Origin of the sequence: Bacillus sp. UNC437CL72CviS29 (assembly GCF_000482345.1) — a bacterium.
In the GTDB taxonomy this organism is placed as follows: Bacteria; Bacillota; Bacilli; order Bacillales; family Bacillaceae_G; genus Bacillus_A; species Bacillus_A arachidis.
This window is the reverse complement of the sequence record NZ_AXVB01000004.1, coordinates 67,961-90,410: the sequence shown is the minus strand read 5'-3', so window position 1 is coordinate 90,410 and position 22,450 is coordinate 67,961. Positions and strand designations below refer to the sequence as shown.

Here is a 22,450-nt window from a genome sequence, read left to right as displayed (position 1 = left end):
ATGAATTTACTCCTTTCGAAAATTATTCGGTATGTGCTGAATAAAGGAAAGGAACGCTTTATCGATATCTTGCTTCATAGCCTGAATAATTACGTCTTTCATATACTCGGGGTTTGATGTAATGTCCTCATACGGCTGTACTTGTGATAAATAATAAGGAAGACGATGTTCCATTTGCTTTTTTATATCATCAATCATCATTTGTCGATACATATCATCGAGCGGCGTCCGCTGTTCTTGTTCAAAATGAAGGATTCTGCTATATGCTTCTTCGTCTAAATAGCGATGCATCTCTTGAATAATATCTTGATAAAAATCAGGGTTTGTTTGTGTCTCTGGATTTACTTTTAATGTTTCTGTATCTACCTCAAAATCTTCAATTTGTTGTCCTTTGGTTGAGAATGGATTTAAGCCGATATTTAACGTACCATTTAAGTTTTCTACTTTTAATTGATCGAATTTATATTCTACTTTTCCTATAGAAGAGGAGGGCCGGCTTTTTAGTTCATCAAGTTCTTCTGTTAGTCTACGTACTTGTTCTTCTAATGCATAAATTGTTTCTTGTTGTTTTTGAAGAACTTGTTGAAATTGTTGTAGGTAAATGTATATATCTTGATTCACTGTATGAAACCTCCTTTTCAATAGGGAGGGGTGTGTATGCTTGCTCTATATGTTTATGACATAAAGAGCCTAAGAAGAACCCATCATGGTTTAATAGAAAGAATTTGTCCTTTTGATTTCAAGGGACGAAGTGGCGCTGTAAATCCGCCGGTATTAGAAAATTTAGATAATGCTTTAATGCTACCAGAACTTCCAATTTGAAAAACGGATGATGTTGTAATACTATCAATTCTTATTTTGTTAATGATAATACTTTGTTGTACATAAAAGTTCACTTACGAATCGCCTCCTTTAGTTGGATCCGATTATAGCTTGATCAATCACGTCAGTATCATTGACGGTTGTTGTATTTTGATAATTGTATACAGAGATACTTTCTCCTACATTAAAAGAACCAGCTCCTGCAAAAGCACGAGAGTAACTAATCGGCCTGATTGCAAATACATCTCCAATGTGAAAAATACCACTCGATCCAATGTTAACGATATGAATATGTCCAACCATTGCTGGCATAGCAAACACCTTTCATAGATAATATTTTTTTTTGCTGTTAAAGAAACGATAAAGTGAAACTTTAATCGGTGGAGGTTTTACTGCCCCTTAAGGCAAGATAAATATTCTTTTCTATTATTGTATGGGCGTTTTCATTAAAATGTGTCTTTTTTCAAACAAAAGACACACACTTCATTGTGTGTGTCTATCTATAGTATGCGTTTGGACGAAATCTACTTTCATCAGCCAAACAACATTTAAGAGCCTGTCCAGTTCTTGGCTACAATCCACTGTTTTTTGAGAAGTTATTCCGTAGCGTTCAGCAAAGTATATCATTTTTTCACGTTTTTTTTCAATCGCTTGCTCAAACATAGAATCGGCTCCATCTCTTTATAAATTTTGACTATATATGTAGTACATATTATACAAAAATTCCATAAAAAAGAAACAACTTCGATAAAAAAAGCAAAAATTCTACATTTTATTCCAAAATAGCATTGAGCGGTGTGAAGAGTAGGGAGTTTTGTAAAAATTAAAATGTATTGGCAGGTTTTTTTAAAAGGAATGCGAATACAATTACATTGTATGAGTTTTAGGATGGAGAGTGGAAATAATGCGGTTTGTTACAGTGAAGAAGGAAGAGAAGGTATTTGTTGGTATTGTGGATGAGCATGAAGAAACAGTGCTGCATATTCGAGAAGTGCAACGACAAAAAGGCGAAAAAATTACAATTCCTATTACAATGTTAGAGTGTATCGAAAAGGGAAATGCTTTTATTGAAAAAGTAAAAGAAATTGTAAACTGGGCAAAGGAGAATGAAACAACGGCGTATTACCCTCTACAAGATGTGAAGCTATTGGCACCTATTCCAAGGCCGAGAAAAAATATTCTTTGCGTCGGAAAAAATTACCGTGAACATGCGATAGAAATGGGCGGAGAGGAATCTGTTCCAAAGGATATTATGATTTTTACCAAGGCACCAACGACGGTTATTGGGAATGAAGAGAAGATCCACAGTCATCCGCATGCAACGAATGAACTAGATTATGAAGGGGAACTAGCAATTGTAATTGGAAAACGCGGAAAGCAAATCGCAAAAGAGAAGGCGCTTGAACATGTTTTTGGTTATACAATTGTAAATGATGTAACTGCTCGAGATATTCAAAGAAAACATAAACAATTTTTCTTAGGGAAAAGTTTTGATACATTTTGCCCAATGGGGCCGTATCTAGTTCATAAGGATGCAATTGAAAATCCAAACAAATTAAACATTGAAACAAAAGTGAACGGGGAATCTCGCCAAATTTCAAATACAGCAAATATGATATTTACAATAGAAGATATTATTTCTATTGTAAGTAAAGGGATGACGTTAGAGCCTGGGGACATAATCGCGACTGGAACACCAGCGGGAGTTGGGAAGGGATTTACACCACCCAAGTTTTTACATGCTGGTGATGAAGTAACGGTTACAGTACAACATATTGGAACACTTCAAAACGAAGTTAAATAACCGTTTATCCATTTGGCTCATCCCTATATTATTTGCATTTCATAATGCTGAGGAATATTATTTTTTCCCGGAAATGAAATATGTCCAACCGATTCATATGGAAGAAAATATGATGCAGAAACAACATTTTTTGATAGCAGTATGTTTACTAACAAGTATTGTTTTTTTATGTGCATATGCTCATTTGATAGTTAGAAAGAAATTTACGCTTTATACATTGCTCGTTATACAAGCAATGATATTTATGAATGGATTGTTTCACATTGGCGGAACAATCTTGGCAGAAAGATATGTTCCAGGATTGGTAACGGCAGTAATATTCATTATACCGTTTTCATTGTTTTGGTTTCGGAAAGGGATAAGAAGTGATTGGTGGAAATTAAAACATGTGATTGTCTCCTGTATAGCAGGTATGTTGCTTCTATTTCCAGTTATCGTTGGGATATTACTTTTCTCAAGAATGATTGTTTCATAAAACAAGCTGCCTCGTAAAAGGCAGCTTGTTTTGATTAAGATAATACCGCTTTAATTTTTTGGAATGCCCACTCTAAATCTTCTTCAGAGATTACAAGAGGTGGTGCAATACGGATTACATTTTCATGTGTTTCTTTACATAAAAGGCCAGCTGCTTTTAACTTTTCGCAATATGGACGAGCAGGCTCGTTCAATTCGATTCCGATAAATAATCCTCTGCCTCGAATTTCTGTGATCATCGGATTATCAATTTCTTTTAATTGTCCTACTAATTTTTCACCTAATTGAAGAGAACGCTCTGTTAGTTTCTCATCTAGTAATACATCAAGAGATGCGATAGAAACAGCACATGCAAGTGGATTACCACCGAACGTAGAACCGTGAGAACCTGGCTCGAATACGCCTAAAATGTCGCTGTTTGCAGCAACGCAAGAGATTGGGAATACACCGCCGCCAAGTGCTTTACCAAGTATGTACATGTCAGGAATTACGTTATCCCAATCACATGCAAATAATTTACCTGTACGACCTAAACCAGTTTGGATTTCATCAGCTACAAATAAAACGTTTTCTTTTTTACATACATTGTAAGCTTCTTCTAAGAATCCAGCTGGTGGAATGTTAATACCTGCTTCTCCTTGAATTGGCTCTAAAATAAATGCAGCTGTATTTGGTGTAATCGCTGCTTTTAATGCTTCTAAATCACCGTAAGGAATCACAACAATACCAGGAAGCATTGGTCCGAATCCACGTTTGTATTCTTCGTTGGATGACATAGAAACAGCACCCATTGTACGACCATGGAAGTTATCTTCACAAACGATAATTTCAGCTCTATTTTCTTCTACCTTTTTCACGTCATATGCCCAGCGACGAGCTGTTTTGATTGCAGTCTCAACAGCTTCCGCACCTGTATTCATTGGGAGTACCATATTTTTATGTGTTAATTTCGCAACTTTTTCGTACCAAGGACCTAATTGATCGCTATGGAAAGCACGAGAAGTTAACGTAACACGGTTTGCTTGATCGATTAACGCATTAATAATTTTCGGATGGCGATGTCCCTGGTTTACCGCAGAATATGCACTAAGTAAGTCCATATAGCGATTTCCTTCAGGATCTTCTACCCAAACACCTTCTGCTTTAGAAATAACGATTGGAAGTGGATGATAGTTATTTGCACCGTATGTGTCTGTTAGTTCGATAATATCTTTTGTTTGAATCATGATTGTTCCCCCTTTTGTTATTACAAGAAGTTTATAAATACTCTAAATATTATATCATTTAAATTGGGAAAAGCGAAACATTTCCTGAAAAGAAATAGACATGGTATCATATAAAGTGAAAAAGTGTGAAAAGAAGAGGGGGGATAATATGACAACACACATGCATATTACAGCGTGGGCACTAGGGCTCATTTTATTCTTTGTGGCGTATTCCATGTATACGGCAGGAAGAAAAGGTAAAGGCGTACATATGGGGCTTCGTCTTGTGTATATTATCATTATTGTAACAGGTTTCTTATTGTATCAAAGCATTATGAAAACTGCGACAGGAAACATTCACATGTGGTATGGCCTAAAAATGTTAGTTGGTGTTTGGGTTATTGCTGCAATGGAAATGGTTCTTGTAAAAACAAGCAAGAATAAACCAGCAGGGGCGTTTTGGGGTCAATTCATTATTGCGCTTGTTATTGTATTGTATCTTGGATTACGTTTACCGATGGGATTTGACCTATTTTAGTAAAGAGAAGCCACCTTATTTTTTTAGTAAAAATAAGGTGGCTTTTCTATTTGTATTCACATAGATTCTACATGTAATTCTTCGCCATTTGCTTTTATAAACTTAAATATATTTTTATTACAAGTAGAAAAACGAACATAATGATGGTGCAATGAGCAAATCATTTCTTCGTTATCAAATAATAGAAGGTTTACGCCTTCACAAGGCCCGTCTTTCGGCTGGAACGATAAGAAATTATGACAATAGATACAGTCATATAAAGAATAATTAAATGACTGCAATGTTTCCGCAAAGAATGCAAAAGCGGAATCAGGTAGTTCCTCTAACCATTCATGATAACTGAGTAGCAATTTTTTACGAATTCGTATTATCTCACCATTTTGAAGTGGATGATGCTCATCGGCAATTTGTAATATATTTTGTTCGTAGAATCTTGCCGGTAGCCAATTATTGTTATATAAAACTTCAAATCCGTCTTCAATGATATCCTCTAATAAAAATGCTTCATCATTTTCATCGTCAAAGAATACCCATTCACTGTTTATATATTCCACATTCCCAATTGTATGAGCACGTGGTTGATTATACAAAATATGTTTGCGTTGTTTCATTCGTGACCTCTCCTTTTATCAAAGTGGTTATTATTGTTATGGACAGTTCAGTCGTTCTTTATAACTATGGAACACCTAAAGAAAGTTGGGCATAGAATAAGCACATGCTTCATACAGTGAATTTTTTATCCCGAAGGAGAAAGACTGTCTGGATCGTTAGCGCTCACCAATTAGGATTTTACGCGCAGTTGTTTCAGCTCAGCCTTTTTGGTTCTATTTGGGTTTTGAACGGAGTAAAGTTATACGGATATAGGATAGGAAGGATGATTTGTATGTGCGGGATTACAGGATGGATTGATTATAAGCGGTCGTTAGAAAATGAAAGAGAAACGGTTACGAAGATGGCAGAAACGCTTGCAAAGAGGGGGCCAGATGATACAAATGTTTGGGTGAAAAGGCACGTTGCTTTCGGGCATAAACGCTTAATTGTAGTTGATCCTGAAGGCGGGAAACAGCCAATGACATGTACATGTATGAAAGAGGAAGGGAACTACACCATTTGTTATAATGGGGAACTCTATAATACAGAAGATATTCGTAAAGAATTACTGCAAAGAGGTTATACATTTAAAGGACATTCTGATACGGAAGTACTGTTAGCGTCTTATATTGAATGGAAAGAAGAATGTGTCAATCATTTAAATGGGATATATGCTTTTGCGGTTTGGGATGAGAAAAAAGAACAAGTGTTTATTGCGCGAGATCGCTTAGGTGTAAAACCATTATTTTATAAATATGATAATGGAAGATTATTGTTTGCTTCAGAGTTAAAAGCTATTTTAGCCCATCCTGGTGTAAAGACAGAAGTAACGACAGAAGGTCTGTCAGAAGTATTTGGATTAGGCCCATCTCGAACGCCTGGGCATGGCATTTATGCGGGAATTCAAGAACTTCGCCCGGGGCATGCTCTTACATTTTCAAAAGATGGATTATGCATATGGCGCTATTGGAATGTTGAGAGTAAAAAACATGAACACTCATTTGAAGAAACAGTAGAACAAGTGCGTTTTTTGCTTAAGGATGCAATTACAAGACAATTGGTTTCGGATGTACCGTTATGTACATTTTTGTCGGGCGGGGTAGATTCAAGCGCGATTACCGCATTTGCAGCAAAAGCATATGAAAGAGAAGAAAAAGGGAAGCTACACACGTATTCGATTGATTACGAAGATAATGAGAAATATTTTAAAGCAAATGCATTTCAACCAAACTCAGATGCACCGTTTATTGATTTGATGACAGAAACATTTGGTACGATTCATCACCGTTGTATAATTTCCAATGAACAGTTAGCAGAATATTTAACAGAAGCGGTACTCGTTCGCGATTTACCTGGTATGGCTGATATCGACTCTTCATTATTATGGTTTTGCCGAGAAATTAAACAAGATTTCGTCGTTGGTTTGTCAGGCGAATGTGCTGATGAAATCTTTGGCGGTTATCCGTGGTTTTATCGAGAGGATGATTTGCAATCAAGTGCATTTCCGTGGATGCGTTCGACAAAGGCACGTGAACAACTTCTGAAGAAAGAATGGCGTAATAAGTTGAACTTAAGGGAATATGTACAGCAGCGCTATGAAGAGTCTATACAGGAAGTACCAATTTTAGAAGGAGAAAGTGCAATTGAAGCAAAAAGACGACAATTATTTTATCTGAATATGGTTTGGTTTATGACAACATTATTAGACAGAAAAGATCGGATGAGTATGGGAGCAAGCCTAGAAGTACGTGTTCCATTTGCAGATCACCGTCTTGTCGAATATGCGTGGAATATTCCTTGGGAAATGAAAATGTATAAAAACCGTGAAAAAGGTCTATTGCGTAAAGCGTTAGAGGGAGTCTTACCAAACGACATATTATATCGAAAGAAAAGTCCGTATCCGAAAACACATAACCCGCATTATACAAAAGCGATAACTGTGTGGTTGGAGGATTTACTAACAGATAGAAATTCTATTTTACATGAGTTATTTGATAAAGAACAACTGCAAGGATTAACTCAATCAGGAGGTAGTGCATTTCAAACACCATGGTTTGGCCAGCTGATGACGGGACCGCAGCTATTGGCACATTTAGCGCAAATTCATGTGTGGTTTAAGGAATATGGGGTAAATATTAAAGAATAGGGGAAAAGCGGCTTACAACTTGTGAGCCGCTTTTTAATAAATGTGTTTCTCTTTTTTGAAATGGATATGCACCTTATTACAGTCTATATGGACTAATTGTGTGGGATATTGTAATATGAGGAATTTTAAGTTTTGTCTACATTTTAACTCCCTTGTTTTTAAACTGTCTCGGTGTCATGCCTGTGAACTTTTTGAATACTTTTATAAAATAACTTTGATCATAAAAATGTAATAAGGTATAGATTTCGGACATGGAATGTTTTGTATAGAATATTAACTTTTTTGCTTCTTCAATCTTTTCACGCTGGATATATTCACGTAGTGATACTCCAACTTCTTTTTTAAAAAGGACGGATAAATAGTTGGGATGCATAGAGACGAACTCTGCTAATTGTGAGAGAGTAATTTCCTCATAAAGATGTGTGAAAATATAGTTTCGGCAAGCATTGATTGTTTTTGAGTATTTGAGCTTATTCTCTTTTTCGACCTTTTCTATTAGATCACATAAAGCATGTATCACAAATTGATAAATAACTGTGCTCTCTTTCAGCTCTTCAAGGTTTTGAATATACAAATCGCTGAGGGTGCGGGCAGTTTCGGGAGGAATACCCCCTTCTATAGCGGCCCTTGCTCCAAGTGATATAGCAGCGATGGCAAGGTTTTTTCGACTTCTTAAATGACTCGTTTTAGATAGTATTCTTGGTTCTCCTTTTTCAAATAGTGCCTGTGCATTTTTTATGAATTCATCTTTTTTTCCTTCCTTAATAAATTGCAGAAGTTTTTTCTCTAGTAAAGGAGTAGCAGGCATTTCATTATTTTGTTGATTTTCTGATATACGTATATCAGGTGATTCAGGGCTAATTTTTCTTTCTTTAAGTAATGTATTTTGTTGTAGGATATCGACTATGTCTAATTTTTGATGGTAAAGCATGTAATAAAAGATTGCACTCATATTTATCATCTTCACTCTACTTACTACAGGTAAAGAATGATAGTATTGAACGATTTTGTTTCTCCCTTTATAAATATTAAAGTCATTAAGAATTCCATGAATTGATTTATCTGTTAGTTCGAAATAAAGGAAAGGACCAACAATGATTACACCGCTAAATCCCTTATCTGTGTAAAGGTTTATTGAAAAGAAGTTTTCCAGAGAAGTTGTGGTTTGGAAAATTGGAAATTGGTGTGGAGCATGATCAGAGAAGAATTGATTCAATAATTCTTCTTTCCTAGAATAAAGCGGATGACTTAATGAATTTGTGGAGAATTCTAATTTTAGCTTTTTTTTGCTATCTATAAATAAAACGGGTAATTCATATAGATTGAAAATAAGATTGCAAATATATTCTAAATCTACTAGATTTGTGAATGCCATATTGTAATGATCGCCTCTTTTATAAAAGTTAAAAAATAGAATTTTTTTCTAAAAATACTATTTTTCTTTAGAATATACCATAAATTTTATAGTAATAAAATATAATACTTACAGGAAAGTAATTTTCACGTGCTATTATATGGAAGTTTTATTATGTAAAAATAGCAAAAAGAACTAGAGTAATTTGGTGGGGCTTTGTAGTAGAAGATATGAGTAAGTTTCATGTAGTATATAACATAACAAATGAAACGATTCATGTTAATGCAATAGATGAAGGGGAGTAAGGAGGCTTTATTATGGATAAAGTAGTAACAGTAAAAAAAGGGGAGTTTGTTCATTTTTCGTATCGCGATGATGCTTCTTTAAAATTTACTGGATATGTAGTTAGTGTTCTGAACAATACAATTATTGTCGATATCTCAGAGGATTTGCAACTTAAAGGATATGAAGAAATAGAATCTCGTCAAGTTGTCAAGCATGGCTGCTATGAAAAAATCGACATGCATACAGATAAAAAATGATAACAAACATAATGATTTGTACAATAGATTGGAAAGGTCATTTTTTCGCATCTACTTTATATAAAATCAACTTTTCTAACATGTTATATAAGTTAAGAGTAAACAATAACTAAATACTAGTCGTTCATATTACTGGAAGATGATTTCTTCAAAAAGGGTACAGTAGACTATTTTAGTTAATTTCGGAGGTATGACAATGAAGAAAATATTGTTAATCATGTTTACTATTTTATTTGTTACTGGATGTTCAAAAACATCAAAACAAATTAATGCTTTCGATGCTGAAATGCAAGGACTTTTAAAAGAGGCTACTTCAATGTTTCCTGAATCTAATAGTATGAAAGCATACTATAAGAAAATGGAATCTATTAAACAAGAATTATACAGAAACAAAAACATAAAAGAAAAGGACCGCGAAGTATTAAAAGATCTAACTGTACAATCAAAACTCGTTATGCAATCAGCGGAATCTGGCTTGAGAGATCAATTAATAAATGATATAGAAAAACTAAATAAAATTGTTGAAGAATATAAGAGTGCGTGATTTTTATTGTAGGATTCATTACCACTTACTTTTTGATATATCCCTATAGAGTTATTTATATTCAAATTAATAGAGGCAGGCCCTCTAAAAGAAGAAGTCTATCCAAGGGGAAGTATAACGAATTGATCCGATTTTTAGTCGGGAATATGAAGGAATAGTGAAAAGCGGCTTACAATTTGTGAGCTGCTTTTCACTATTATTTCACTTGAATATAAACAAAATGAATCTTTTATCAGAAGCGTTCTTATAAAGGGGGATTTCATGTCAAACAATTTATACATTACTAAATTGTTTGTGTATAATTTATTATACAGTCTTAATAAAGGATTGTTTCTTAATCATAAGATACAACATTGGCACAGTTTTTGCTTGTATTAAATGTAAGGAAGGGGGAAGGGCTCTAAGAAATAAGTAGGGTGTATTATTAACAGTAAAAAAGTGACTTACCATTATCTCACTACTTTTACTAGTATTAATAGGAAACTGTTTAATATAGACAGATTGAATGATTCATCCTAAAAAAACTGAATTTTTAAAATATTAAAGGGGGCAATAGTATGGCGAAAAACTCGAAATTTTATAAACTGATGCTTGGGGTTGGGATTGTTACGATATCCTGTAATGGAATGCAAATTCAAGCAGAAACAAAAGAGAATAATATGAAGAATGTATTACAAATGGAGCCGGTAGGAATACAGAAATCCGTTGATGAGTTGGCACATCCTTCGAACATACAGGAAAATGCATCTTTCACAAAACGATTAAAGTCAGCAGACTTATCGCAGCGTCCGCCAGCGCCAAAAGAGAATGCTAAACAACTAGTTGAAGAAAAAAAATATTCAATGGCTGAATTGAATCAATTAAGCAACAAAGAATTAACGGACCTTCTTGTGACAATCAAATGGTATCAAATTCCGGAATTATTTCAGTTTAATAATGATAGTTTGAAATTCTATCAAGATGATAGCCGGATGCAAGCGATCATTGATAAACTAGCAGAACAAGGACAAGCTTATACGAAAGATGATTCAAAAGGAATTGAGACATTATCAGAAGCTCTACGTGCGGCATTTTATTTAGGTTTTTATAATGATGAATTAAGCAAACTAAACGAGCGCAGCTATCACGATAAATGTTTACCAGCTTTAAAAGCGATTGCAAAAAATCCGAATTTTAAACTTGGTACACCAGAACAAAACAAAGTTATTTCATCGTATGGAAAGCTGATTGGAAATGCATCAGCTGATGTTGAAGTTATTCAATATGCGGGTGAAATCTTCAAACAATATAACGATAATCTTACAACTTTCATTGAAGATAGAACAAAAGGCGATGCTGTATATGAGTTGATGAAAGGGATTGATTATGAAGTTCAGTCGTATATGTATGCTACGGGCAAGGAACCAAAAGATACGATGTGGTATCGAAACATCGATAACTTTATTAATGAAATCAATCGCTTTGCACTGATTGGTACGGTAACAGACAAAAACGGATGGTTAATTAATAATGGAATTTACTATGCTGGCCGGCTTGGAAAGTTTCATAGTACACAGGCAAAAGGACAGCAAGTTGTTACAGAAGCGATGCGGATTTATCCATATTTAGGGGAGCAATATTTTGTTGCGGCAGAACAAATTACTACAAATTACGGCGGAGTCGATGCGAACGGAAAAACAGTAAATTTAGATCAAATTCGAGAAGATGGCAAGAAGAAATATTTACCGAAAACGTATACGTTTGATGATGGGGCAATCGTTTTTAAGGCGGGAGATAAAGTTAGTGAAGAGAAAATTAAACGTTTATACTGGGCGGCAAAAGAAGTACGCTCTCAATTTTATCGTACAGTTGGTAGTGATAAGCCGCTTGAAAACGGACATGCTGATGATGTGTTAACGATGGTCATTTACAATAGTCCGGACGAATATCAATTTAACCGTCAATTGTACGGCTATGAAACGAATAATGGTGGAATTTACATTGAAGGAACAGGAACGTTCTTTACATATGAACGTACACCACAGCAAAGTATTTATAGTTTAGAAGAATTATTCCGTCATGAATTTACACACTATTTACAGGGAAGATACGAAGTTCCTGGATTATGGGGACAAGGTGATATGTATCAAAATGAACGCTTAACTTGGTTTGAAGAAGGAAATGCGGAGTTCTTTGCAGGCTCAACTCGATTAGATAGCGTTGTACCACGAAAAAGTATAATTGGCGGATTATCTAATGATCCAGCTAAGCGATACACAGCAGAGCAAACATTAAATGCGAAGTATGGAACATGGGATTTTTATAACTATTCATTTGCATTGCAATCTTATATGTACAATAATCGCCCTGAGATGTTCGATAAAGTGCATGATTTAATTCGTGCAAATGATGTAACAAATTACGATGCGTACCGCTCTGCATTAAGTAAAGATAGTAAATTAAATGAAGACTACCAATCTTATATGCAAATGCTGATTGATAATCGTGATAAGTATACAATTCCACAAGTATCAGATGATTATTTAGCGGAGCATAAAACGAAAGCGCTTTCTGATGTCACAGCGGATATCACAAATGAAGCGAAGTTAAAAGATGTGAAGGTAACAAAGAATAAATCACAATTCTTTAATACATTTACACTGCAAGGAACATATACAGGAAGTACGTCAAAAGGAGAAATAGAGGACTGGAAAACGATGAATCAAGCAACGAATGATATGCTGAAACATCTTTCTGAAAAAGAGTGGAGCGGATACAAAACATTGACTGCTTATTTCGTGAATTACCGCGTTAATAGCGCTGGACAATTTGAATATGACGTTGTGTTTAGCGGAGTGAATACAGAAGAAGATACTACTGTAGAAAAAGAACCGAATAATGAATTTAATACAGCGAATCCACTATCTTTGAACACAGTATTACGAGGTAGCCTAAGTGATCAAGATCAAGCGGATCGGTTTGTTATTGATGTAAAGGATCCGAAAGACTTGCAGATTACTGTTACGAATGAACAAAACATTGGGCTAAACTGGGTATTATATTCTGAGTCAGATCTTAATAATTATGCCGCTTATCCAACAAAACGTGACGGAAATAAATTGCTCGGGAATTATAATGCGAAGCCAGGAAAATATTATTTAAGTGTATATAAATATGGCGGTGGATCAGGGAATTATACAGTAGAGGTAAAATAATTTAACAGAAATCCAACAGAAATCCCCTTCCTAGGGCGCGTGCAGGACATAGTCCATGCGGTAGGAAGGGGATGAATGTTGGTCGTGCACAGCACGAAGTTTCTATTTCCTCTTTAAAATGATGTACTTGTTACGCCAAATCTAGAAAAACAAATTTCTTTATTTAGCAAACACATGATTACCGATTACTGCAACAGTTTGGCGTGTGGTAATCCATTTATCAGTAGAGGTTTTTGGATTATAAAAATAAAGCCAATCAGAATTAGTTCCTTTAGTAGAAATTGCTTCTTCAACCGCCATCTTCGCTTCGTGAGTTGCTGGTTGATTAATTCTTCCATCTGTAACAGGTGTAAATGCATAGCCATATTTAATTGGTTCATAAATAACATCTGTAATTGTATTTGGAAATCCTGTGGCACCAACACGATTTAATACAACTTTTGCTACTGAAACTTTTCCAGCGTAAGGTTCCCCTCCTGCTTCTGCAGTCACTAAACGAGCCATTAAGTCTACTTCTTGTTCTGAAATGCCCGTTGTAATGATTAAGTGTTGACCCGCATAAATTCGGTCACCGTTTGTATTGTTAGCTTGTCTAATTGATTGTACGGATACATTGTATCGTTTTGCGATAGCTTCTAATGTATCCCCCCGTTGAACCTGATAAACAGCTTGAGCTGAATGATTTGAAGCTGCTAACTCTTTTTGAGGTGTAGGCTCGCTTGATGGAGATGAGACTGGGATAGTTAAATGTTCACCAATATAAATTTGATCATTCATCTTATTATTAGCTTGTTTAATTGCTTGAACTGAAACTCCATAGCGGATGCTAATATCCGAGAGAGTGTCATTTTTTTTAACAGTATAAATCGTTGCGGCATCAGCCGTTCCTTGATTAGATACTAGTGTAATTGTTGCAGCAGATATAGGTAGCAAATTTTTCACCGTATGTAACTTCATTCGAAAAAACCTCCTGAAAATAGTTGAGATATACTTAGTTATGAATATAAATTCAAAAATGAGATTATTTATTATTTATCCATGGTTAAGTCCTCTATATACTAACAAATTGAATGAGTATCGTCATTAATTGTATATCAACATTTAAGCGGTCTTTGTGAAGTCGAATATTGCGATGAATTTATATAATACAAATTAGTTTTATTCATTTATTATTCATTTTATTGTGATTTTAGGATGCTAAATGAATTGAAAAAATATTTATAGTTGCATAATAGTTAGTCACAAATTCCCCGTCTAGTTTGATGTTAAGGAATTTTGCAACAGAACCTAAACAAGTAAAACAATGATTATATAAAATTAGATTGGTGGAAGATGAATTTTGTTAGGTGTGAGCATCAGTAAATTGGTATAATATAGTAATATGAGTGGGGGAGAGAAATGATGGTAGTAAATAGGGCATGTGAATTCTATATACATCCAAATAGGTATTAATAATTAAAGTAATTAGTTACAGTTGCGTTGTATTCAAGCTTTCCTTCATAGTTAGACTGATAAGTATAAGGAAATATATAATGTTATTTCTCCACCTGTAGATAAAACACTGCATATATTATAATGAATGACACATATAATAGCGCCCGAAAAGAATCAGATCAGGTTATGCGAAAAGAGGAGTGAAGATATAGATATGAACATAGGTGAACGTATTAGACAAATACGTATACATAAAAAATTCACGCAGGGAGAATTAGTATCAGGGATATGTTCTATAACTTATTTAAGTAGAATTGAAAATGGACAAATTAAACCTTCAACTTCTTTTTTAGAAAAGATTGCTCAAAAGCTAGATGTTGATTATAAATTTCTTGTAGATGCGGATCATGAGGATGTAGAACCTAAACTTCTTCATATATGTGAAAAGTATAAAAATGAAAAAATTATATCTGAAAAAGATTTATCATTATTAGAACTTTATGTTCGTGAAACAACCTCAATTCCCTTACTGCTTAAGGCTTATGGTACTTTAATATACTATCATGCTCGAAATAATAACTTAACATATATAGAATCTATTGTAGAACGGGCTTTACAATTAATTCCCAATCAAGTCGAAACCAAACATAGTGATGATTTCATATACTACTTAATGGCCCGTGGTCTTTATTACTATAACAAACAAGATAATATTACAGCCCAAGAAATTTATGTTCAAATAGAGAGTTTACTAGGTGGAGAAGAAAGTGTACAACACGCTGATGTATATTATAATTTAAGTATAATAAAACAACGTCTTTATCAAGATCAAAATATTAGTCGTTTGTACTCTACAAAAGCATACAAATTGTATAAAAAATTAAATATGGAAGACCGAGTTATAGATGTTCTAATAATTCTGGCCTTGCAATATCATTTAGATAAGCTACATGAGAAAGCACTTGAAACTTTGAAACAGGCAGAACTTGGAGCGGAAGCTATTAATAATTCCATGTATTTCCCTATAATTTTATATAATTATGCGAAAATATATCAAGGTTTAAAAGACTATACCAATGCCATAAAATATTATGAAAAAAGCTTACAACTTAGCGAGTTTCTTCCTAACGAAGCAGACAAAGTTTATACATTACGTAGCTTAATAGAAATCTACATAGAATTTAAAGACTGGGAAACGGTTAATAGACTTATGGATGACGCATTTAAAATCTTAGCAGTTCAAGATGTCCCTTACGCACATGTTCAGCTATATAGCTTCAAAGCGACTATATTCAAATTACGTGGTGATTATTATGGATATGAGAAAGAAATGCAAAAAGCTATTGAAATGGGGTTAGAAAAAAAACAATATACGTTAGTTCGAGAACTTTCTACTGAACTAGGGAACCATTTTTATGATAATCGTGCTTATAAAATGTCAGCAAAGTATTTAAAAATATCAGTTGAAAATTCTCTAAATTAAACTTGAAAATTCGCTATATAAACAGCCCATAATTTATTATCATTTCTATCAAATTACAAAAACTCAACCTGTAGCGCAGCTATCATTTTGCTGTTAATATAAATTTCTAGTCAGTAGTGTTTCTGTTTGGATAAGATTTTATAACCGGTATCCCAAATATCAATTTAACTACACTGATTATCTATAAAAATCAAAAGTTTAATGTGATTAGTTAAATTTTTGACTGTTTCTCTTTAAAAAATTGACTGATAAATTCGAATTTTTTACTTCTATTTTTTAACATTGAACCTCTAGTAGTATTTGAATTAACAAAACAACTATTAATGGAGGTTCAATGATGAACATTAAAAAATTCTTTTCAATTATGGTTATGGCTACTGTATTTTCTGGTTTCTCTTTATTTGGTAATGCAGTTCATGCAGATACTACTCCGCAATATTCAATCTCTCAATCTAATGCCGACGATACTCCAATCTTCTATAATGATATTCTACCTCCTGGAAAATAATAAAGTGTGCGCCTAAACTAGAATTAAAAAATACATATATAACAAAACAGGTGAATTTTATTATTCACCTGTTTTTATGTTAAGGTTTCATAACTGATACCTCAAATATCAATTTAACTACACTAACCATCTATAAAAATCAAAAGTTTAATGTGATTAGTTAAATTTTTGACTGTTTTTCTTTTATGAATTGACTGATAAATTTGAATTTTTTACTTCTATTTTTTAACATTGAACCTCTAGTAGTATTTGAATTAACAAAACAACTATTAATGGAGGTTCAATGATGAACATTAAAAAATTCTTTTCAATTATGGTTATGGCTACGGCATTTTCTGGTTTCTCTTTATTTGGTAATGCAGTTCATGCAGATACTACTCCGCGATATTCAATCTCCCAATCTAATGCCGACGATACTCCAATCTTCTATAATGATATTCTACCTCCTGGAAAATAATAAAGTGTACGCCTAAACTAGGATTAAAAAAATACATATATAACAAAATAGGTGAACAACAAATGAACTGTCCCTATACAGTGAGACGGGTTATTAGATTACTGGCTATTCTATTAGTAAAAAAAGAAGAAAAAATAAACAATAATTCACGATATTTTTAATGGAATTTTACTGATTGTTATTAACATAAATTAACGAGTATATTTTAGGTACAGAAAGCCAAACCGCAAGGAGGGAGTTAGTCTGATGCTAGAGACAAAAAATTCTATAGATATGATAAACAATATAAATTATCATTTGGATCTTGGTAGGCACAACAATCATCATTTAAAAACCTTTTCAAATGAACATGGCGTATTACCATATCATGTTTACAAACACCCATTGAATAAACAAGCATCGCAAAAAGAATCGATGAGTCTAGCTCAACCATTTATTCATATTAATACCTTAGCGCAAATTCTATATGAAGCATTTCATGATCAAACATTTACAGCTTTGGTACCTATTTTATTTGTTTTTCAACCGAATATTGTAACCGGTATATCTAACCCGGGTGCTTATTCAATAGATTTGTACAATGATTATTTTGTTCATTTAAAAGACATCAATATTCAAGAATTTACAGCAGGAATAGGTGAAAAAAAAGGATCTATAGCTATTGGATATATGATAAACCAAAACGAAAGCATTCAGCATTCAAAAGAATTTATGCATCAAAAGTTACAGGACCAAACTACAGAGTGTATGTTAGCCTTACAAAAGCAATTGCACATACATGGAGAGTTAGAAGAGCAAATTCAGTTATCATTTGATTTCAAGAAAATAATGATACCTTTAATTATCTTACAATGGATTAAACAGACAACGATCCCGTTGTGAAGTTTTTTAAAGGTAACCTAAGCTTTTGGGAAAATAAGCATGTATATTTATCTTGGAAATTGGATGAGACTTATATCAAATTCAAAGGGGAATGATGTTACCTATATCGTGCAATCGATAAAGAAGGGTGCACATTTTACACAAACGGAACCGAAATCTGAACCCAGATTTCGGTTTTTTGATTTACGATGAATTACAAAATTTATTAACGATGGCATAAAAGGAAGCGCTTTTGGCGGAACTCTTTTATTCTTTAATCAATTTTGCAACAGAACCGCTGAATATAAAGCAATGGTAGAAAATAAATTATCAAATAAAATTAAAAATCATATTATAAATAGTACTTATTTATAATTATTATTTTGACGAACTTATTATCAATTGGTATACTGGAACCAAATATCCTTGAAAAAGATTCTCATTTTCAAAATTGAGATGCATATAGATGACTAAGAAGAAAATAGGTTTACTTGAGATGGTATACAGGACCCAGAGTCATTAACAGATGTGGAAGCATATCATACGCATATCCATCACTGACGTAAGCAATTTCAAGAAGCGCTTGATGATCTAATTGTCGGCTATAAAGTAATTAGTGGTATTTCGCCACTTGCGAAAATTCCAAATGAACAAGCTGATAAATTAACGTAGGAAGTGAATAGACGTTTTTTAGAATATGAATTTGTATGCTATCTAGGCTTAAAGCGCATCGCTCCATTTATTGAAGATGCGGTGGAAGAGAGGAACTAGGTGTACTCTATTTCGGAGCATCTATGCGGAATGCGCAAGATTCATTTATTGATTGCCTAGTAGAAATTGTTTCCAAAATAGCGAATAAAATAATTGACAAAAAAGTAAATTTGAATAATAATTAGATTATAGTAATTTTAAATAAGTAATTATTATCGAGAAAAACAGGAGGTCCCCTTTGATGAATCCAAATAATCGCTTAACAACAAACCAAGGTGCTCCAGTAGGAGATAACCAAAATTCTCGTACAGCTGGTCGCCGTGGGCCGGTATTATTAGAAGATTATCATTTAGTAGAAAAGCTTGCTCATTTTGATCGTGAACGTATTCCGGAGCGTGTGGTACATGCGCGTGGCGCGGGTGCTCATGGTGTTTTCGTAACGAAAAATAGCATGAAAAAATATACAAAAGCAGCATTTTTGCAAAATGCGGGAACAGAAACACCTGTATTCGTTCGCTTCTCAACGGTTATTCATGGGCAAGGTTCTCCAGAAACAGCGCGTGATCCACGTGGGTTCGCTGTGAAATTTTATACAGAAGAAGGAAACTATGATATCGTTGGTAACCATTTACCTGTTTTCTTCATTCGTGATGCAATTAAATTCCCTGACATGGTACACTCTTTAAAACCAGCACCGGATACAAATATTCAAACACCAGATCGTTACTGGGATTTCATGACGTTATCACCAGAATCTACTCATATGTTAACTTGGGTATTCTCTGATTACGGTACTCCGGCAAACTACCGTCAAATGGAAGGGTTTGGTGTTCATTCGTTTAAGTGGATTAATGCAGAAGGCAAAATTGTTTATATTAAATATCACTGGAAACCACAGCAAGGCGTGCGTAACTTAAATACAAAAAAAGTAGAACAAGTGCAAGGAAAAGACTTCAACCATGCTACTCGTGATTTATTTGATGCAATCAAGCACGGAAATTATCCGAAATGGGATCTTCACGTACAAGTCATGCAACTTGATGAAATGGATTCTTTAGACTTTGATCCGTTAGATCCAACGAAAGTATGGCCAGAAGATAGCTTCCCGCTAATGGAAGTAGGGACAATGACGTTGAATCGTAACCCACAAAACTTCTTCGCAGAAGTAGAACAAGCAGCATTCTCACCAAGTGCAACTGTACCTGGTATTGAACCGTCTGAAGATAAATTATTACAAGGGCGTTTATTCTCTTACCCAGATACACAGCGCTATCGTCTTGGTGCGAACTACTTACAAATTCCTGTAAACTGTCCATATGCAGCTGTTCACAATCAACAACGCGATGGTGCAATGCAAATGAATCAACAACCTTCAACAATTAACTATGAGCCAAGTCGTCATGTGGAAAACCCAGTTGAGGATCCGGTATACCGTGATTCAACTATGAAGCTTGAAGGTTATGTATCTCGTGAAAAAATTGACAAACCAAACGACTTCCAGCAAGCGGGTGAGCGCTACCGTTCATTCTCTAAAGAAGAACAAGATAACTTACTTGCAAACTTAACAAATGATTTAAAAGATGTGCATGAACAAACGAAGTTACTTGCAATCTGTAACTTCTTCCGTGCAGACCGTGATTACGGTATGCGCTTAGCGCAAGCATTAAACGTTGATATTTCGGCGTATGTAGGAAAACCTGCGAAGTAATAAGATTCTTGATTGTATTCTCAAATTGAAACTGCTATATGTGTCTATAATAAATAGAAAAGGCGACTGATTTTTTTCGGTCGTCTTTTGTTTTGAAATAGTGAGAAGAATTTCTTGTTCTATGAATAGGAATTATATACATTAAATGTTAAAAATACATAGGCATCTCTACGGAGGAATATAATGCAAGGAATACTTTTGCAGAGGAGCGAAGAGATGCCTGAGAATGTGAACAATCCATTAACAACGGAGCAAATGATTCGTATTATTAGAAATGGTCTTGTAAATTCGCAATCTCCTAAACATATTCTTGTTGTTGGGGCGGGAATGGCTGGTCTTGTTGCTGCCTCTTTATTAAAAGGAACTGGGCATAAAGTCACAATTCTTGAAGCGAATGATAGGATAGGTGGGCGTGTTCATACCTTGCGCTCTCCCTTTAGTGATGGGTTATACTTTAACGCAGGACCAATGCGAATTCCTAATACACATACTTTAACTTTAGAGTATATTAAAAAGTTTATGTTGTCGACAAATGTATTTATTAATCGAACTCCAATGGATATCATTTACGTAAATGGCATTCAAACACGCCTCGGCATATTTGAACGCAGTCCAAGTATTTTAAAATATCCAGTTGCCCCTAATGAAAGAGGGAAGACAGCTGAGGAACTGTTGCTTTTAGTCATGCAACCCCTTATTGATTTTATTAAACAAAATCCGGAGAAAAATTGGTCTCTTTTAGAAAAACAATTTAGAACCTATTCGTTGGGTTTTGTGTTAAACACTTATTTTTCAGATGGCGCAATTGATATGATTGGTGTACTCCTTGATATGGAGGCGTATATGGGAATGTCCTTTATTGAAGTTTTACGGGAATCTATATTTTTCACATCAACAACTCATTTTTATGAGATAACGGGCGGCACGGATCAATTACCTCAAGCATTTCTACCGCAATTAAAAGAAAATATACTGTTCCATCAAAAAATGACACAAATCGTTCAGGAGAAAAACAGTGTAACCATCCATTCTATTCATAAACAAACCTCAGAGTATTTCACAATAACAGGTGATCTCGCCATCATAACCATTCCTTTTTCAGCTTTACGATTTGTGAAAGTCGAACCGTTTGATTCTTTTTCCTATAATAAGCGAAAAGCAATTCGGGAACTTAACTATATAGCCTCAACAAAAATTGCAATCGAGTTTAAGAGTAGGTTTTGGGAAAGAGAAGGTCAATATGGTGGTAAATCTATCACTGATCTACCCATTCGATTTACCTATTATCCAAGTTATGGGATTGGCACAAAAGGGCATGCGATGGTCTTGGTAAGTTATACATGGGCAGATGAGGCTTTAACATGGGACAGCTTATCCGAAAAAGAGCGAATTCAATACGCCTTGAGGAATTTGGCGGAAATTTACGGGAATCAAGTCTATTTTGAATTCGTATCAGGTTCTTCCTTTAGTTGGGGACAAAATCCTTACTCTTGTGGAGCTTTCGCGGCTTTCGAACCGGGGCAGGAATTAGAATTATACCCATATATCACTATGCCTGAAGGAAAAGTGCACTTTGCTGGTGAACATACTACACTTACCCACGGGTGGATGCAAGGGGCGATTGAATCGGGAATACGAGTTGCATATGAAGTAAATAACTTGCCAAACGTACCATAACCTGAGTTATCGGTAGGTCGAAAAAAGAAAATTTTAAATTCAGTTTTCATAACTAAAAGAGTTTTTGTGAGTGATAAAGAAGTGAGAATAAACAAGGAAGAACGTTCTATTCTTGTTTCTCTTCATAGACAACAACTTATGTGTTAATTTTAATTACGAAAAAAGTATATTTGTTGGATCACCAATTGTTCAGTCTATGACAAACCAAAAGACGACTGTAAACCAGTCGTCTTTTGGTTTGTTCTCTAGTACTTTTCTTGCTTTTTGTAGTATTTTACCCTGTGACAACGACATTTGAAGTAATAGTCGTCTTCGTACTTATCTTCGTACTTATCTTCGTACTTTTTCTCATACTTGTCTTCATATTTATCGTGGCACTTTTTCTTGTAATCGTCTT

At 34.4% G+C, this 22,450-nt stretch carries 21 protein-coding genes and 2 pseudogenes; 15 read left to right on the top strand and 8 right to left on the bottom strand.

Annotated elements, in window-relative coordinates; translation table 11 throughout:
* Positions 1 to 6 precede the first annotated feature (6 nt).
* From M014_RS0103630 to M014_RS0103615, 4 genes are all read right to left on the bottom strand, one after another.
* Entirely contained in the window at positions 7 to 621 is a 615-nt protein-coding gene (locus M014_RS0103630; protein WP_026590495.1) for a spore germination protein GerPC, read from the bottom strand.
* Between the two features lie 83 nt (positions 622 to 704).
* Positions 705 to 896, bottom strand: coding sequence for a spore germination protein GerPB (locus M014_RS0103625; protein WP_026590494.1), 192 nt, complete (start codon positions 894 to 896; stop codon positions 705 to 707).
* Positions 897 to 912: 16 nt separating this feature from the next.
* Positions 913 to 1,134, bottom strand: a complete 222-nt coding sequence (locus tag M014_RS0103620) for a spore germination protein (protein ID WP_026590493.1) — start codon at positions 1,132 to 1,134, stop codon at positions 913 to 915.
* A gap of 171 nt (positions 1,135 to 1,305) precedes the next feature.
* On the bottom strand, positions 1,306 to 1,485 hold the full coding sequence (locus M014_RS0103615) for an aspartyl-phosphate phosphatase Spo0E family protein (RefSeq protein ID WP_026590492.1): 180 nt from the start codon (positions 1,483 to 1,485) through the stop codon (positions 1,306 to 1,308).
* A 241-nt stretch (positions 1,486 to 1,726) separates the two neighbouring features.
* Between M014_RS0103615 and M014_RS0103610 the strand changes: the two genes are divergently transcribed.
* Positions 1,727 to 2,626, top strand: a complete 900-nt coding sequence (locus tag M014_RS0103610; RefSeq protein ID WP_026590491.1) for a fumarylacetoacetate hydrolase family protein — start codon at positions 1,727 to 1,729, stop codon at positions 2,624 to 2,626.
* The gene (locus M014_RS0103605; RefSeq protein WP_231503893.1) at positions 2,598 to 3,101 is read left to right on the top strand and encodes an HXXEE domain-containing protein; all 504 of its coding nucleotides are present in this window, start codon (positions 2,598 to 2,600) and stop codon (positions 3,099 to 3,101) included. The genes M014_RS0103610 and M014_RS0103605 overlap by 29 nt, the downstream gene beginning before the upstream one ends.
* Positions 3,102 to 3,135: 34 nt before the next feature.
* Here M014_RS0103605 and rocD read toward each other — a convergent pair whose 3' ends face one another.
* On the bottom strand, positions 3,136 to 4,326 hold the full coding sequence (rocD, locus tag M014_RS0103600) for an ornithine aminotransferase (RefSeq protein WP_026590489.1): 1,191 nt from the start codon (positions 4,324 to 4,326) through the stop codon (positions 3,136 to 3,138).
* Positions 4,327 to 4,474: 148 nt separating this feature from the next.
* Here rocD and M014_RS0103595 point away from each other — a divergent pair, with 148 nt between their 5' ends.
* Complete coding sequence (locus M014_RS0103595) at positions 4,475 to 4,843, top strand: YisL family protein (protein ID WP_026590488.1); 369 nt, start codon at positions 4,475 to 4,477, stop codon at positions 4,841 to 4,843.
* Between the two features lie 56 nt (positions 4,844 to 4,899).
* On the opposite strand, the gene M014_RS0103590 is transcribed toward M014_RS0103595, so the two are convergent.
* Positions 4,900 to 5,454, bottom strand: coding sequence for a DUF2777 domain-containing protein (locus M014_RS0103590; protein WP_026590487.1), 555 nt, complete (start codon positions 5,452 to 5,454; stop codon positions 4,900 to 4,902).
* Positions 5,455 to 5,726: 272 nt separating this feature from the next.
* Between M014_RS0103590 and asnB the strand changes: the two genes are divergently transcribed.
* The gene (gene asnB / locus M014_RS0103585) at positions 5,727 to 7,580 is read left to right on the top strand and encodes an asparagine synthase (glutamine-hydrolyzing) (protein ID WP_026590486.1); all 1,854 of its coding nucleotides are present in this window, start codon (positions 5,727 to 5,729) and stop codon (positions 7,578 to 7,580) included.
* A 136-nt stretch (positions 7,581 to 7,716) separates the two neighbouring features.
* On the opposite strand, the gene M014_RS0103580 is transcribed toward asnB, so the two are convergent.
* Complete coding sequence (locus M014_RS0103580) at positions 7,717 to 8,955, bottom strand: helix-turn-helix domain-containing protein (RefSeq protein WP_026590485.1); 1,239 nt, start codon at positions 8,953 to 8,955, stop codon at positions 7,717 to 7,719.
* 296 nt (positions 8,956 to 9,251) lie between these two features.
* Between M014_RS0103580 and M014_RS0103575 the strand changes: the two genes are divergently transcribed.
* The 3 genes from M014_RS0103575 (at position 9,252) to colA (ending at position 13,214) form a co-directional block, all read left to right on the top strand.
* Positions 9,252 to 9,476 (top strand): DUF2187 family protein, encoded by a 225-nt coding sequence (locus M014_RS0103575; RefSeq protein ID WP_026590484.1) that lies wholly within the window; start codon positions 9,252 to 9,254, stop codon positions 9,474 to 9,476.
* Between the two features lie 196 nt (positions 9,477 to 9,672).
* The gene (locus tag M014_RS0103570; RefSeq protein WP_026590483.1) at positions 9,673 to 10,020 is read left to right on the top strand and encodes a hypothetical protein; all 348 of its coding nucleotides are present in this window, start codon (positions 9,673 to 9,675) and stop codon (positions 10,018 to 10,020) included.
* A 557-nt stretch (positions 10,021 to 10,577) separates the two neighbouring features.
* Complete coding sequence (gene colA, locus M014_RS0103565; protein WP_026590482.1) at positions 10,578 to 13,214, top strand: collagenase ColA; 2,637 nt, start codon at positions 10,578 to 10,580, stop codon at positions 13,212 to 13,214.
* 159 nt (positions 13,215 to 13,373) lie between these two features.
* Here the strand turns inward: colA and M014_RS0103560 are convergent, their stop codons facing one another.
* Positions 13,374 to 14,171, bottom strand: coding sequence for a LysM peptidoglycan-binding domain-containing protein (locus tag M014_RS0103560; protein WP_026590481.1), 798 nt, complete (start codon positions 14,169 to 14,171; stop codon positions 13,374 to 13,376).
* Positions 14,172 to 14,862: 691 nt separating this feature from the next.
* Here M014_RS0103560 and M014_RS0103555 point away from each other — a divergent pair.
* The 8 genes and pseudogenes from M014_RS0103555 to M014_RS0103530 all read left to right on the top strand — a co-directional run bounded on the left by M014_RS0103555 (position 14,863) and on the right by M014_RS0103530 (position 22,053).
* Positions 14,863 to 16,131, top strand: coding sequence for a helix-turn-helix domain-containing protein (locus tag M014_RS0103555; RefSeq protein WP_026590480.1), 1,269 nt, complete (start codon positions 14,863 to 14,865; stop codon positions 16,129 to 16,131).
* 334 nt (positions 16,132 to 16,465) lie between these two features.
* On the top strand, positions 16,466 to 16,639 hold the full coding sequence (locus M014_RS29075; RefSeq protein WP_155924314.1) for a hypothetical protein: 174 nt from the start codon (positions 16,466 to 16,468) through the stop codon (positions 16,637 to 16,639).
* Positions 16,640 to 16,922: 283 nt separating this feature from the next.
* Positions 16,923 to 17,096 (top strand): hypothetical protein, encoded by a 174-nt coding sequence (locus M014_RS29070; protein WP_155924313.1) that lies wholly within the window; start codon positions 16,923 to 16,925, stop codon positions 17,094 to 17,096.
* A gap of 246 nt (positions 17,097 to 17,342) precedes the next feature.
* Entirely contained in the window at positions 17,343 to 17,978 is a 636-nt protein-coding gene (locus M014_RS0103540) for a hypothetical protein (RefSeq protein ID WP_026590479.1), read from the top strand.
* 11 nt (positions 17,979 to 17,989) lie between these two features.
* A pseudogene (locus M014_RS29880) lies at positions 17,990 to 18,070 on the top strand (IS6 family transposase); the annotation flags it as partial.
* Between the two features lie 353 nt (positions 18,071 to 18,423).
* Positions 18,424 to 18,719: pseudogene (locus M014_RS29515) on the top strand (ferrochelatase); the annotation flags it as partial.
* A gap of 190 nt (positions 18,720 to 18,909) precedes the next feature.
* Positions 18,910 to 20,376, top strand: coding sequence for a catalase (locus M014_RS0103535; RefSeq protein WP_026590478.1), 1,467 nt, complete (start codon positions 18,910 to 18,912; stop codon positions 20,374 to 20,376).
* Between the two features lie 216 nt (positions 20,377 to 20,592).
* Positions 20,593 to 22,053 (top strand): flavin monoamine oxidase family protein, encoded by a 1,461-nt coding sequence (locus M014_RS0103530; protein WP_035414576.1) that lies wholly within the window; start codon positions 20,593 to 20,595, stop codon positions 22,051 to 22,053.
* Positions 22,054 to 22,450: the final 397 nt, after the last annotated feature.